This is a genomic window from Caballeronia sp. LZ003, assembly GCF_031451465.1.
Lineage (GTDB): Bacteria > Pseudomonadota > Gammaproteobacteria > Burkholderiales > Burkholderiaceae > Caballeronia.
In genome coordinates, this window is record NZ_JARUXJ010000197.1 from 47556 (window position 1) to 60744 (window position 13189).

A 13189-nucleotide genomic window follows, 5' to 3' on the forward strand; every position below is an offset into this window, starting at 1 on the left:
GAGTTAGACCATTAAGCCATCGACGCCGGGCATCACGCGGTATTGCGCGAACGACTGCATCGAGCGATTGATGAATTGTGGGTCAATCAAACCGCGCGAAGCCTTGAAAAGAGCATGTTCATAGAGCGTCTTTCCGGTCATGTCGGCGTTATCGAACCCTGTACGACGTTCGCCCCGCCATACTTGGCGCGCGCCTGCCCAGTCTCGCTTGGCCACGCGCTCAAGAAACTCAGGTGTCGGACGATAAAGTTCGGCCGCAAGCGAGGGACGTTTCGTGCCGCCAGCGACTTTGCCGAGGCGCGTAAAGAGCCCTTTCAGACGGCAGTGCTCACAACCGTCGTAGTTGCGGCATGCCATGCTCGACGTGTCCAGGCCAAACTTCGAGCGCAGAATTTCGAGGTCGGCTTTCGGCATCACATCTTCAGCCGGCAGCTTGCAGTGCTCGCAGAGCGTGGGGATCAGCTTCTGATTGCCCACCGCATTGATGAAGCCTTCTGACGCAAGCTCGTCGATCGGCAGTTGCAGGCGACCGCCCGCCATCCGCATCACCGCCGCAATGATGTCCCCCGCGTGCAAAGAGAAGCGCACCGGGTGACCGGTCAACGCAAGTTCGGCGACGAGGCCCATCACGACGCGGTCACGAACTTCGCCGATGGTCAGATCGTCGGGATCCTGCCGCATGAGCGTTCGGATGACCTCGGCATACTTGCGGTTGGCTTCGTCGTCAGTCTCATCCGGACGACGGATGATCGAATAGTCCGACAGCCACGGCATCGGATACTCGGACGGCTCATTCACCGCAAACTGCTTCTTCAACTCGCGATCCGGCAACATGTAGGATAGCGCGCGCAGCGTCGTGGTCTTGCCCGAACCCGTTTCGCCGGTCAGTGCCGTGATGCCACCGCTCACATAGTTCAGCGTGTCGATCAAGTCGAGCTGGCTCTTTTCCAGCCCCATATCCTTGGGCAGCAGGACGTTGTAGTTCTTGAAGTTGCCGTCGAGCAAACGCAGTGTGACATCGTACCCGCCAACGAGCGGCGATGATTGCCAACGTAGATTGACCGTATCCGTCTTGACGACAAGCGGAATCATCGCGGACTGGGGCGCACTGGGCTGAAAGCTGTTGCCCGAGTTCGTATTGCGCTGGACGAGATCACTGTATGCGGCGAACAAGGCACGACGCACGATGCCCTTGGGCATGCGACTGAACGTGTACATGTCGCCGTTCACCCGGAAGCGCACCTCGACCTCGTTGTGAAATTCGCGCGGCTCAAAGTGAATGTCGCTGGCACCGAAGGAATGAGCCGCTTCGACGATGTCACGGAAATTGCCGATCGCGCGGCTAGCCTCACGGACTACCGAGTTGGCCGACGATGCGGACTTGCCTGCATAAATCGCCGCGATCACCGCCTCGGTTGCGATCATCTCCTCGCGCACGAGAATGTCGTTCGCGCCGAGATCCTTAATGAACGTGGCGTACTGCGCTTTTTCTGCGAAGCGCGAGCTTGCAACCGTAACTGCGACGCCTGGCTGCAATTCCACGGCGACAAATTGCTTGCGTGCGCTGGCTGGAATGCGCAATGCAGCATCGTCGTCAGCCACAGTCAGGATGCGCTTGAATTCGGGTAGAGACTCAACTGATACCAGTTCGGGACGTCCCGGCATCGGGGCGTTCAATGCATCCTCGTCATCGGTCACGTCGTCTTCAGGAATGGCGATTCGCCCAGTGCGCTGCTGAGGCGTCACTACCTCGGGCGGCTGTGACTCTGTGCGATCAGCGGACTGCTGGAAAAGGTCAGACTCCTCTTCGGTCGGCGTCTCTGGCTTGGGTGAGGCCGCCGCTTCGTCAATGACCGGCGTCGATCTGCTCACTCCGCGACTTTCGATAGCCGCCATGCCGGCCGTCATGCTAGCGAAGCTCGGACGAGCGAATGTCGGCGGCACGAAGGGACGATATGCAGGTTCACTATTTAGCTCGTCCGTCGCCAATCCCGCCAGTCCATGTTCCGCATCTCCGACTACGGTGCGATAATGAGCTTGGGCGCCTGTCATTGGCTCAATGATCGAGTTGGCCACACCATCATTTTCGACCTCAGTGCTCTCGACGTCCTCGATGTCGCCGCCGGACAACGCGCGCCCAAGAAACGAAACCTGAGGATTGGTCGCGCGGGGTGCAGCGATATCGTCTCGCGCTTCCTTTCGATCATCAGATTCGGTCTGTGCGCGACGGCGAGCGGAGCGCTTCAACTCGGGCTCCGCGCCGGCGCTCGGTTCAACGAAGCTCGAGCGCGGAGTCCGGAAACGTTTCAGAAATCCACCGCGCGCTTCTGGGATGTTCTGCTCTTCTTGTCCAAAAAGACCCATGATTTATTTCGCGAAAGGAACGAAGGACGGAGCGGCCGACGCAAGGCCACCGGGAGGAAGGGGGGAGCCAAGATCGGTGATTGCTCGAACCGACGGGCTATCAGCAAGTGCCACCGGCGTATCAACCGGCGCCGAGATGTTTTCAGTCCATTTGCGCTTGCCGTCGGCGAGGCTCACTTCAAAGCCGTTCACCGACGCAACGGTCCAACCGTTGAGCAGCCGGGAACCCTGACGCGCGGTATAGGTTGTGCCCTGATAGTCGTACAACACGTATGCGCCCGACATATCGGAATAGGCTCCAACGAAGGAGACCGGGATCACGCGTTTGGGCGCGAGTGCGGGCTTGTGTTCAACCTTCACCGGCACCGGTGCCGGCACCGTCACCGGGGCTTGTGCGGCCGCACCGAGGGGGGAGCCTAAGCCCACGCCACCGGATCCTGCCCCGTCGGTCTTGCGCATTGAATCTACAAGCTTCTGGCGCGCGAGCTTGTCGATATCGTCAAGCGAGAGGTGGCTTTCCTGCGCCTGGGACAGGCCGGTGACAAGAACCAACGCGCCGAAGCACACCGCTCGGCGCGGCCAGCTCGTTGTGGTCAGCCGCTTAGTTGAGAACATAATATTTACCCTTCGCAGTGAAATGCACCCCGGTGCCGTCTTCCTTCAACTCCACGTCGAGGGTATCCAGCGCCATGTTGTCGGGCAGGCGCGCGAGCAGCGCGCTCTGCCACTTGTATCCATCGATTTGCCACGTGCCCCGCTGCACGAGCGGACCTTGCACCTCGCCCGCCATCGGCTGTCGGGGGATCAGCCGCTCGGCAGGCTTGATATCCACGACATACCCATGACTGTCGAGCGTGTCCGGCTTGGTCGAAAGCTTTTGCGGATCGGTTTGCAGCGCTTTGATAAGCGCTTGCTGGTTTGGCCATGTCTTCTGCTGAGCAAGCGCCACGCGCTCAGCTACAGTGACTTCCGGACCGCGCGTGGTGAGGTGCCACCCATCGGGATTGAAGACGATCGGACGCAGCGTTTCGGGCGCGCGTGTATCAAATTCCTTGAACGTCCCGCCCTGACGCTTGTATGTCACGACGCAGGGTCCGGCGATCGAACAGGAAGCCTTCTCGAACTGCCAACCGGCTACATTGCTTTCCTGTGTGCCGAAACTCGCGAGCAGTCGCGGAGCGAGCATGTTGGCCAGCGGCGCGGGAGCGCCAAGCGTGCGCATCACTGCCGCTTGGTATTCCTGCATAAATGTCGGCGGGGGTGCCGGCGGTGGTGGCGGCGGATTCAGAACGTCGATCAGTTGCTTGCCGCCAAAGAACACGGCTGCCAGAATCACCAGCAACGGAACGGCAGTAGGGATGGCGACCGGGACCTTCTTAATCAGTCCGACCTTGCGTGCGACTAGCAATTCACGAAGCTCGAAACTCTCGTCGAGCGCGTGCAGCAGCGCGCCGTGGCCCAGCGTCGCGAGCGTGAGGCCCGCCTTGGCGCATTGGTCCTCGATCTCTTCGCGCCGGTCAGCAAGCGCATTGAGCGCCACTTCCTCGTCGACCGAAACCGCGCCGCGCAGAACGAGTACAAGATGCACGCGTTCGTCATTCTGAATCAACACCAGCACTGCCGGCCGGCGACGCACTCGATCGAGCGTGGCGATGCGTGCGGCGGCGGAGTAGAGCTTCCCACCCTTGCGCTGGGAGGCGTCGAGTTCGCAAAAGCCCGCGATGGTCTCGTCTTTGGCCTTGATCTCGGTGTAGTGCGTGGCGCCTAGGTCTTGAGCATAACGCCGACGTTCAGCGCTTGCGCCTTTGGCAGAGTAAGCGCGCCACTCGAGCCCAAACACGAGCTTGGCGCCCTTCTCTCCCGGTATCGATTCGAAGTGCATGGATGTGCTTACCTCGCGCTCAGATCGACGGGACGACGGTCGCCGTCAGCATGATCACCTGGAATGTGCGTCCCTTGTTCCATGCGCCCGAGAGGCCGCCGATGCCGTTGTTGCTGGTGCCGTCGTAGTGATTGGTCAGCGCCCCATAGAGCACGACGGTCTGGCCATCGGACAGCGCAATCGTCTGGTCATCCTTGCTGCCGAGAATGTCGGGCAACTGAATCTGCTGCAGCGTGTCGCCGGATCCCGTACTGATGGTCGTGAACGGACCGTTGAGCTTCGAGCTGTCGCTCCAGTATGAAAGAATGATCTGATTGTGGTCGTTGACCGACGGCAGAATATTGACGAAGTCACCAACCGTCACGGAGCCCGGTTGCAGGCCGGGGACGCCCGATGTGCCACCCGTCAGCGAGCCGACACTCGGCGAAGTGGAAGCAAGATAACCCTTCGTTTCGAAGGATCCGATCGACACGGGCAAACCGTTCAACGTCAGCTTCGTTTGAGTGTTGTCCTGCACCGTCTTGCCGAAACTGTTCAGGCCGCTGATGATGGCGTTGGTGCCTTCGAGCGGCGAGCCAGGCTTGAGCACCGAAAGGCCAACCGTGCCGCCGGCGGCCGTCGCGAGCGACGTGGGCGACGCAAAGGCGACCGCATACCGCTTCAGGCCGTCCGAGATCCGATTGAAGACGAAGTCCGCCGACACGCCGGCCTGCGTGCCATTGCTCATATCGACCTGAAGCGTGCGCACCCGCAGCGCGACCTGGCGCGTAGAGATCGCGTTCTCGCGCGCGAGCAACGCCCCCATCCGATCGACTGCTTCCTTCGTGTCCCGCACCATAACCAGGCGGCTTTGCGGGTTCACGACGACTTCGCCGAGCGGCGATTTCAACTTTTCCAGTTCCGACTGGATGATAGCAATCTGATCGAACGTGCCGTCGCGACCCGACGACGTGATCGACGAGAACGAGCCGGTGTTACCGGATGTGCCGCCCATCGTGCCACCCGACGACTGATTGCCGGTTGAAGTATCTGTCCCCTTCGACAAGGTCGACTTTATCGACACCTTGCCCGGGATAGCAGCGATCGTGAACGTCTTGGTGACGAAGCGGCTGATCGAGATGGTTGTGCCGTCGAAGGTCCAGTCGAGTCCGAGGTTCTCTGTCACGCCCCGCAGATACTCGCCCACCTTGCAACTGCACGGCTGCGCGTAGACTGGCTCGACATTGGTTTTCGCCAGCGCCGCCGACTGCATGGGCACCGACACCCCACCTCCGTTGGTCTTCGGAATCAGCGCGTCGCGCGGAATGAAAACATCTGGGCTCAGATGCACCGGATAGCCAGTTGCGCTCGACACCAACGTCGCGATTTTCGACACCGGCAGATTGCCCGGAAACGTCACGCTCTTCTCGCGGAAGATTGCGGGAAGCGTCGCTTCGTACGCGACGGGCACAAGACGGTCCCCGAGAAAGGCGGTCGGCACATCTTCAACGAGGGCCATCGACTCGGGCACATTCGCCATCGCGCGACTGGCGTCGGCGTTCGCCGCATCATAAGCATGATTGACGTCGAATTGCGATACCGCGCAGCCCGTCAGCGATACGGCCACGAGCATGGCGACAGCAGATTTAATTTTTATGAGGCGCATGACGATTACTCTTGGCAGTTAGCTGCGCGTGCGACGACGCGGATGACGTTGTTGGTGTGCTTGCACACGCGCGTGGGCGTGCGCATGTGATTGGTCGCCTGCATCACTTGCGTGAGCACCGACTTAAAGTCGCCAGAAAACGTCGCGTTGAATTCGAGCGGCAAGTCGTCGTCGATCTTCCATGCGAGCTGCCAGCCTTGCTGTTGCAGCCAGCGATCGAGCGCATTGCGCAGATTGATGTCCTGCGGCGTGATCGTGAACGAGAGAATGCCGCCCGGCGCACTGGAAGTGGCAGCTCCCGGCACAACAACCGGTGCAACATCGAGGGAGGCGAGCGGCTTCGCGGCCGGTGCACCGGTCAGCGCAACTGGCGCAGCCGGACCGGGCAGCGCTTTCGGCACGGCCGCAGGGGTAGCCGTCGGCGCAGCCAACGCTATCTGCGTCGGCGCGGCATGTGCGCCGGGGGCTGCAAGCATCTGCCAGCCGTCGCCGGGCGGCGGGGCAAGACGGGACTGGTCCGGGTCCGCCGAAGCAAGGCCGGAAACCGTCGTAAGAGCTAGACACGCAAACAAGTGAGCCACCACGCGCGCGGTGCGATGCGTTTGAAGAGAGAAAATAGGCGTCATGTTGGTCAGTTCGCGCGCTGCAGGCGACGGTAAATGTTGTTGGCGTAAATGAGTTGCTTGTTCGAGGACACCGCGTTGTACGCGCCGACTGCTTTCCAAGTCGGACCGAACTGCTTTACGTTCGATGCAAGAATCCACGTTCCCACGTACGCGTTCACACACGCGTTGAACAAGTGCTGTCGTGTGATGCCGTAGCGAGCCAGCTTTGGCAACCACGACGAGTTGATCTGCATAAGCCCTATGTCCTCGCTACCGTCTGTATTTCTGCTGGTCACGTAAGGGCGCATCCCCGACTCTTGTTGCGCGATTGCTCGTACGACCTGAACGCTCACGCGGTGGTAGCTCGCCGCATCGTCAAGACAGTCGGCATGCGCATGCGTTGAGATGGCCGCACAGAGAAACGTGAGGAGGTGAAGCAGTCGGCTCATGATGCGGGCCGATCAAAGAATCGGACATCGTGCTTGCGCAATACGTTGACGACATTGCCGTCGGCATTAACGATGAACTGGTCGGCCGTGCCGATGAATTTGAAATATCGCCCCTTCTGCTCGCCGGAGCCCATGTGGCCGACATCAGCCACTGTCACCTTGCCCACCGTGTCGGCAAACTTGAAGAATGTCGAGCCATCCTGATCAAACACACTTTGCAGGGCTGCCTTGTTCCCGGCATCGAACTCATAGACGATCCCAGCAACACGCGCGACCTCGACACTGTCGGCGCCGCTCGAAATCGTGAACCGCTCTGCGCGATTGAACGTCACCACGTTGGTCGCGTCATCCCACTTCGGACGCAGCGATTTACCCTCCTGTCCGGTGACCTTCAATTCAGCAGCAGGTTTGGCCGAGAATTTGATCTGGATATGGGTATCGTCACCGTCGCGGATCGCCATCGCTCCGAATTTCGCTGCGAGGACGGAACCCGCTGCGGCCGGCGTGTCCGCGTTAGCTTTCTTCGCAATTTCTGCGATAGGATCACCGCTTGGCGAATCCGCCGGTGCGGCGACTGGATTTGCGGCAGCCTGAGCAACCGGCGCAACATAGTTCACAGCCACCGACTGGGGAGCCGAGCGGCGAAGCGTCACATGATGCGCGTTGAAGTCTACGTCCGCGTATAGATCGGATGCCGCAACAAGGCGATCAAGCGACTGCATCCAGTTCTCGCCATCGCGCGTGCCGAAGCTCGTCGCAGTCGTCAGATCGATGTCTTTCTGTGCTGATCCGGTCCAACCTTGCGGCACCATTGCCTTCACAAGCTGCGCCAGCGGCAAGGTAGCGTTCAGCGGGCGCGTGCTTTCTAGACTGCTGCGCGGTCCGATGAGCGCGAGACGACCGGAGAAACCAGTGAATCCTGAAGGTGTGTCACTGCGCGCTTTCTCGCCGATGAAGCGATTGGCTTTCTTCCAATAAGCCGTAGCGCTCGATCCGCCCGCTGAATAATGAATGACCTCGGGAGTGCCTGGCACGACAACGTACGGCCCTTGGCTATGTCCCCCGTCAACGTGAAGCGACTGACCAGCTCGGGGCTGGAAATAGGTGTCGCTGCCATCGTTGAAGACCAGTGCCGGCCGTTCGAGCACATTTCCGGCTATCTCGTAGTCGAAGTCGAGCGGATCCGTTCCAGCAGCTACCGCATTGATCGTGACTGCCGCAAGCGCGAGAGTAAGAAGGGAGAGCGTGTGCTTCATAGACCGCGTTCGATTTGAGAGAGGTGCTTAACGAACCGCGCGAGGTATTCGCGGCCAGGTGCGGGATTGGCGCTGTGGTAGTACGCGACAGCCTTCACGGCGGAATGCGTGAGGCGGTAGTTCTCATTGAGAATGTCTTCGGCCACGCGGATATTCGTTGCCGGTGCGAGCGCATCCCAGGCGCTTGCGAAACGCTTGCCATGGAAGCCCCAGTTCACTTGCATGAGACCAACATCGAAGTCCGATCGGCCGTTACTGATTAGATATCGCACCGCGCGATACGCGTCCTCGCGAGAGCGAAAAAAGAACCCGCGGCCCGCGACGTTCAAAGTCCATGGCCATGCCCGCCCGTTGTAAGCAGACTCGTTGAGCGCGATGCCGGCGAGGATCTTCGGATCTACAGATGTATGCATCGCGTCGAATGGCGCTTGCGCCGAGGCACATGCCCAGCCACCACGGCGCTCAGTGATGCTCGCCTGTGCGTCATCGGTTAGCGTTGCAGGTCGCAGCCAGCCAGCCTTGACGAATAGATTTTCGAGGCTGACCGGCGATCCGTCGATGCTGATCGCAACCCCGCCTGTCGTGGTTTCAACCGTTTGTCCCTTAAATCGGTTAGCCCACGCAAGGAACGGCTGAAGGCCGCACGCGTATACCGGCTCGCCCGGCAGCTCGACGATCGCCCGCTTCGAGCCGTTGTCAACCACGATGCGCGTGGGGCTGATGATCGAATCGATGGTCGCTGCCTGTGCGCCGAAAGCCATAGCAGACAGGAACGCAGTCACGAGAGCCTTACTCATGGTAAGGCTCCATCACGATGTCTTGCGTGACCTGCACTAGGAACTTCTGGCCCGGCTCGACCGTGATCGTGGGCGGAATGTTCTGGTTGCGTTGGAGCACGGTCTGTGCGGTCGCAGCAGCCACCTGCCCTGCCGTGCTTCCGTATGTCGTTACCCCATTCGGGCTTGCGGTGGTCGCAGTTTGTGCGCCGTTGTCAAAAGTTTTGAGCAAGATTGCCGTGATAAATCCGGCGCCAAAAATCTTGATGAAGTGATTGTTGACGTCGCCTGAGAAGCCCGCGTAGCCATTCTGATCAGCGCCCTGCATACCGTTAAGCGGAACGCTCTTGCCGTTGGGCAAACGCAGGCTGGTCGATGCGACAAGCAGTCGTTCTTGACCGACCTTGACATCTGCGCTGTACATCCCGTTGATGAAAGCGCCTTTCGGGATCATCAGGCAATCGCCGCGCAAGCTGTCATAGACATCCTCGTCAACCATCAGCGACACGCGGCCTGGCTTGTCGGAGTTCAGCCCTTCCACAGTTTTCACGTGGATCACGTGCGGAGGCGTGAGCGTGCATCCCATCGACTGCCCGTTGAAAGTCGTGCGTTCGATGCCGCCCTGCGAGGCCGCATCCTTAAGAAAAGCACGGTCACGGTCCTCAGGCGCCTGTCCTTGCTTGGCAAGAGCAAGCGCCATCGCGTCAGGGACGCCAGCGTTAGCAGCGCTGCGCGCGGCGCGAACATCATCCAACGAAGGGACGCCGGCAGGAAGAACGTTCGTCGACTGATTTGCTGCGCGCGACGCTCCCGACCGCCTGAAAATCGACGACGTATAGATGGCGTCCTGCGCGGCTTGGCGAGAGAGCTCCCGAGTATCGCCGCCGCCGGTTTTGACCTCGTCCTGAAAGTCGGCACCGGTTAGCACCGGTTTGACAGCAGGCTTCGGCGCGGCCGCCTCTGCCGCCGCACGTGCAGCCGCCTCCGACGCTGCCGCATCGCGCTGCAGACGGATCAATTGGTCGATGTCATTGTTGTTCGTCGCAGCGGGCGCTTCCGTACTCGACTTCAATGCGCTCGCCTTCTTGATGCGCGCGTCCTCATCTGCCTTGTTAGTCGCCTGCAGCTCGTAATAGAAACCGAGTCCGCCAATGACAACAGCGGCGAGGATGCCGATGCTCATAATCGCGTTGCGTGGCGTCTTGCCCTTCACAAGCGCTTCCTGCTCAGCGCTTGCAGTGGCGGAATCAGATTTCTTCGCCACGATCAGAACACTCCGAACACGCGACGACGGCCGCGCGTCACGGTGACCTCGTCCTTGCCCGAGCGAAGCACAATCTCATCGGCAAGACGTTGAAGCACGAGGAAGTCGCCGCGGCGGATGAAGTTCGCGACAACGCGATCGCCATGATCGAGAATGAATGGCACCGGCCACTCCTGCGCTTTTGCAGGCATGCGCATCCACACAGCGTGACCATCATCGAAAACGGTTTCGGGCGTGAATTCTGCGCGGCCGTCGACGCTGTAGTCCCAGTTCAGTTTGTCGGGCGCAACGCTGATGCTGCCGGAGTCGGCACCGCTGCGACCGCCCCCAGCAGTCGCATCGTCGCGCACGCTAACGCGGGCCATCGGCGCGTGCGGGTATTGGAAACGCACGGTTTGATAGAACATGCCGCCTGCTGGCGATGCGATAAGCGTGAAGTCGTATTCGCGAAGGTTCGTCGTCAGATGCAGCGTGTTGACGAGATCAGCCTTGTGCGGTTTGATGAAAACATGGTTCATCTTGTCGTCGTCGATTTCCCATTGCACGCTATCGCCCATGGCAGGATCCGCGATCAGCTTCTCGCCCTTCTCCAGTTCGATCGTCGTGAGCTTCAGCGGGGCGGTCAGAACCCGATAGATCTGGTCGCGGCTATACGGAAAGACGCCGATCCGCGCGTCGCCCGGCATCGTCAAAGGATCCGCCCCGCCATTGAATGGGTTGATCGGGCTCATCGGGTCGCCGGCGACCACCGCCGCATTGAAACCCGAGTCAATTGCGGGTTTCTTCGCCTGGGCGGGTTCAGCAACCAACGCCGCGCACGCAGCAAGAATGCACATGCCGATGACCGGCCGTTTGATGAAAATGGTTGCGGTCATTGCTTATGCGGTCCGCTCGAGGCGGAAGAACGGAATGAAGATACCGAAGGGGTTTGTGGTAAGCGCCTGCTCTGCCGTTGGCGCAGCAATCTGATAGCGCAGCGTCAGGGCATAAGATTTCACGTCGGGCTTGCCGGTCGTGCCCGCTTGCGAAGTCGTCGTCGTAAATTCCACGAGGACGGTCGAGTCTTCCAACAGCGCGATGTTGCGCACATCCACTTCGCGGATCAGTTTTGGGTTCGCCGTGATCGCTTGAAAGGGAGCGTCGCTCTTTAGCCAATCGCGAAATTGACCGCTCGCCGCTCCGATCATTTGCCCTTTTACGGAATTGATGTTGGCGGTCATGCGCGAAGTTTCGAGGCGATCCGACAGCACCGGCTCGATCGTGAACCACCGAACCGCCATGTCTCTTACCGTGGCCCGTACGGCTTGCGAGTCAGGCTTATAGGCGACCAGTTCGGTGACGATGGGATGACCACCAGTGTCGGCTGAGACGCCAACCACACGCGTGACCGACGGCGGAGGTTGGCGCGTCCAGACCGCTCCGGCCGCCACGATCGCCAATCCGAAGGAAATCAGCATCCAGCGGTTAGCTTCGAGCTTTAGCTTCGTGCTCGTCTCGAAAATCACCCTGCTTGGATCTTCATCGGCGTATGAGCCGGGGGCCGTAGACAGCGCGGCCCGACGCTTATTCTTGAAAAGACGCATGGCAACCCTTTGGAATGGTCACCATTGAAACAGCGTGCGCGTGCTTTTCTCAGCGGAAAGACGATGAGTTTTGTGCGTCTTTGTACAGTTGCCCTTTCCGATTTATTTGCGCACTTCGTCACTAGACCTAGGAATTATCCTGATAACTCCTCACACGAAGAAACAGGCACATTTTCATGCCTCTTTCCGACGCTTAGCTCCTAAGACCTGTAGTACACGTAGCTCAATTAGCGAGCACACTGCTTCAGTGTGACAAACACGGCATTTGTGCTGTTTTGTCACATCAAGCGTCCAACGGCTTTTCTTTTTGTAAACATAAACTTAAACTGGTTGAAGCTTAGGCGTAGAAGTTATCATGATAATTTCTAGCCAAGAAAAGCGATAAAAAAATAACCTGAATCTCTGCACTGCTCTCCTCCCTGCAAGAACAAACTCGCACCGTAGCCAGTGTCATACGCCGGTCGCTCGGAGCACTTATACCGATGAATCAAAAGTTATCTGCCAAACCGCTCGCACAGAACCCACTTGCGCTCGCTGCCGTTTATAGGAACGGGCTTGGGAAAACGTGGAATAATCAGACCGAGGCCGCCGTTGCACTGGCACGAATCAGCGTAACTCGTACGCACATCAACCGGGCGGCTCGGGTCGCTGCAATGCCCGCAGCTGTCCTATCGCTTTTCACGACGGTCAGAATGCTCGACCATACGGCCCGAGAATTGATACGTCTTGAGCGCAAGGTCGGTCGGGACGAGATGGCACAACGCGCTAGTCAGATTAGTGCGGTAGGTCGTTCATGGCGCGAAATCATCGCGATGCTCGGGGGCGAAGCGCTGACGCCGTCATCAAAGATACGTTTTCCCAGTAAGGCACCGCTGGAACGGGCGTCGCTATATGCACAAGGCTTAGCAACCAATTTGTGGTCAACGGTCGTAGAGGCCGCCAACATTACGGGCTGGGAGCGTGCAAAACTTGCAAAAGCGATTGCCATTTCAGAGTTACCGTCGGTTGTTCTCGGTTTGTTCGAGGGGAAGTACCTTTCGCTGGAGATTGGTGAAACGCTAATATCGATCAAGCGCGCGATCGGGACAGAGAAGATGGTTCAAAACGCAAGGGTGCTCCAAGACAATCCGAAGCGCCGGTCCATGGACGAGCTGATCAATGCGTTGGCCGGGGCGAAAACTTACTCAGACATGACGATGAAAATGCGTGGAACACCAACGAGGTTGACGTTCGAGATAACGTTCAACGTCGAAGATGCAGACCAACTGATAGTCGACGCGGAAATCGTGAAGGGTATGGTGCGTTCGATACTTATGAATTCTCCTCGCAGGAAGCTATGAGCGAGATGCCGGCTGGACATACACC

General features: G+C 59.3%; 12 protein-coding genes. 1 reads left to right on the forward strand and 11 read right to left on the reverse strand.

All coding sequences use genetic code 11. The features are described from left to right. Positions 1-3: 3 nt before the first annotated feature. The 11 genes from QCE79_RS34295 to QCE79_RS34345 are packed head-to-tail and all read right to left on the reverse strand — an operon-like array spanning position 4 to position 11824. Positions 4-2364 (reverse strand): ATPase, T2SS/T4P/T4SS family, encoded by a 2361-nt coding sequence (locus tag QCE79_RS34295; RefSeq protein WP_309852175.1) that lies wholly within the window; start codon positions 2362-2364, stop codon positions 4-6. A gap of 3 nt (positions 2365-2367) precedes the next feature. After that, positions 2368-2979, reverse strand: a complete 612-nt coding sequence (locus QCE79_RS34300; protein ID WP_309852178.1) for a hypothetical protein — start codon at positions 2977-2979, stop codon at positions 2368-2370. After that, positions 2966-4246 (reverse strand): hypothetical protein, encoded by a 1281-nt coding sequence (locus QCE79_RS34305; protein WP_309852180.1) that lies wholly within the window; start codon positions 4244-4246, stop codon positions 2966-2968. The genes QCE79_RS34300 and QCE79_RS34305 overlap by 14 nt, the downstream gene beginning before the upstream one ends. A 19-nt stretch (positions 4247-4265) precedes the next feature. Next, complete coding sequence (locus tag QCE79_RS34310) at positions 4266-5891, reverse strand: type II secretory pathway protein (RefSeq protein ID WP_309852183.1); 1626 nt, start codon at positions 5889-5891, stop codon at positions 4266-4268. A 5-nt stretch (positions 5892-5896) separates the two neighbouring features. Further along, positions 5897-6517 (reverse strand): toxin co-regulated pilus biosynthesis Q family protein, encoded by a 621-nt coding sequence (locus QCE79_RS34315; protein WP_309852186.1) that lies wholly within the window; start codon positions 6515-6517, stop codon positions 5897-5899. 5 nt (positions 6518-6522) lie between these two features. Beyond that, positions 6523-6945: a lytic transglycosylase domain-containing protein gene (locus tag QCE79_RS34320; RefSeq protein WP_309852188.1), complete on the reverse strand. Its 423-nt coding sequence runs from the start codon at positions 6943-6945 to the stop codon at positions 6523-6525. Next, positions 6942-8201, reverse strand: coding sequence for a hypothetical protein (locus QCE79_RS34325; RefSeq protein WP_309852191.1), 1260 nt, complete (start codon positions 8199-8201; stop codon positions 6942-6944). The genes QCE79_RS34320 and QCE79_RS34325 overlap by 4 nt, the downstream gene beginning before the upstream one ends. After that, positions 8198-8998 (reverse strand): transglycosylase SLT domain-containing protein, encoded by an 801-nt coding sequence (locus tag QCE79_RS34330; protein WP_309852193.1) that lies wholly within the window; start codon positions 8996-8998, stop codon positions 8198-8200. The genes QCE79_RS34325 and QCE79_RS34330 overlap by 4 nt, the downstream gene beginning before the upstream one ends. Continuing rightward, positions 8991-10241 (reverse strand): TrbI/VirB10 family protein, encoded by a 1251-nt coding sequence (locus QCE79_RS34335; RefSeq protein ID WP_309852196.1) that lies wholly within the window; start codon positions 10239-10241, stop codon positions 8991-8993. The genes QCE79_RS34330 and QCE79_RS34335 overlap by 8 nt, the downstream gene beginning before the upstream one ends. Before the next feature lie 2 nt (positions 10242-10243). Continuing rightward, positions 10244-11116 carry a TrbG/VirB9 family P-type conjugative transfer protein gene (locus QCE79_RS34340; protein WP_309852198.1) on the reverse strand — a complete coding sequence of 291 codons (873 nt, stop codon included), beginning with the start codon at positions 11114-11116 and terminating at the stop codon, positions 10244-10246. Between the two features lie 3 nt (positions 11117-11119). Further along, positions 11120-11824 (reverse strand): type IV secretion system protein, encoded by a 705-nt coding sequence (locus QCE79_RS34345; RefSeq protein ID WP_309852201.1) that lies wholly within the window; start codon positions 11822-11824, stop codon positions 11120-11122. Positions 11825-12306: 482 nt separating this feature from the next. Between QCE79_RS34345 and QCE79_RS34350 the strand changes: the two genes are divergently transcribed. Beyond that, positions 12307-13164: a hypothetical protein gene (locus QCE79_RS34350; protein WP_309852204.1), complete on the forward strand. Its 858-nt coding sequence runs from the start codon at positions 12307-12309 to the stop codon at positions 13162-13164. Positions 13165-13189: the final 25 nt, after the last annotated feature.

Bases quoted from the DNA above. Each gene is read 5' to 3' on its own strand.
- QCE79_RS34305 (WP_309852180.1), bottom strand. From the start codon at position 4,246: ATGCACTTCGAATCGATACCGGGAGAGAAGGGCGCCAAGCTCGTGTTT.
- QCE79_RS34345 (WP_309852201.1), bottom strand. From the start codon at position 11,824: ATGCGTCTTTTCAAGAATAAGCGTCGGGCCGCGCTGTCTACGGCCCCC.
- QCE79_RS34325 (WP_309852191.1), bottom strand. From the start codon at position 8,201: ATGAAGCACACGCTCTCCCTTCTTACTCTCGCGCTTGCGGCAGTCACG.
- QCE79_RS34310 (WP_309852183.1), bottom strand. From the start codon at position 5,891: ATGCGCCTCATAAAAATTAAATCTGCTGTCGCCATGCTCGTGGCCGTA.
- QCE79_RS34350 (WP_309852204.1), top strand. From the start codon at position 12,307: ATGAATCAAAAGTTATCTGCCAAACCGCTCGCACAGAACCCACTTGCG.
- QCE79_RS34320 (WP_309852188.1), bottom strand. From the start codon at position 6,945: ATGAGCCGACTGCTTCACCTCCTCACGTTTCTCTGTGCGGCCATCTCA.
- QCE79_RS34295 (WP_309852175.1), bottom strand. From the start codon at position 2,364: ATGGGTCTTTTTGGACAAGAAGAGCAGAACATCCCAGAAGCGCGCGGT.
- QCE79_RS34340 (WP_309852198.1), bottom strand. From the start codon at position 11,116: ATGACCGCAACCATTTTCATCAAACGGCCGGTCATCGGCATGTGCATT.
- QCE79_RS34300 (WP_309852178.1), bottom strand. From the start codon at position 2,979: ATGTTCTCAACTAAGCGGCTGACCACAACGAGCTGGCCGCGCCGAGCG.
- QCE79_RS34315 (WP_309852186.1), bottom strand. From the start codon at position 6,517: ATGACGCCTATTTTCTCTCTTCAAACGCATCGCACCGCGCGCGTGGTG.
- QCE79_RS34330 (WP_309852193.1), bottom strand. From the start codon at position 8,998: ATGAGTAAGGCTCTCGTGACTGCGTTCCTGTCTGCTATGGCTTTCGGC.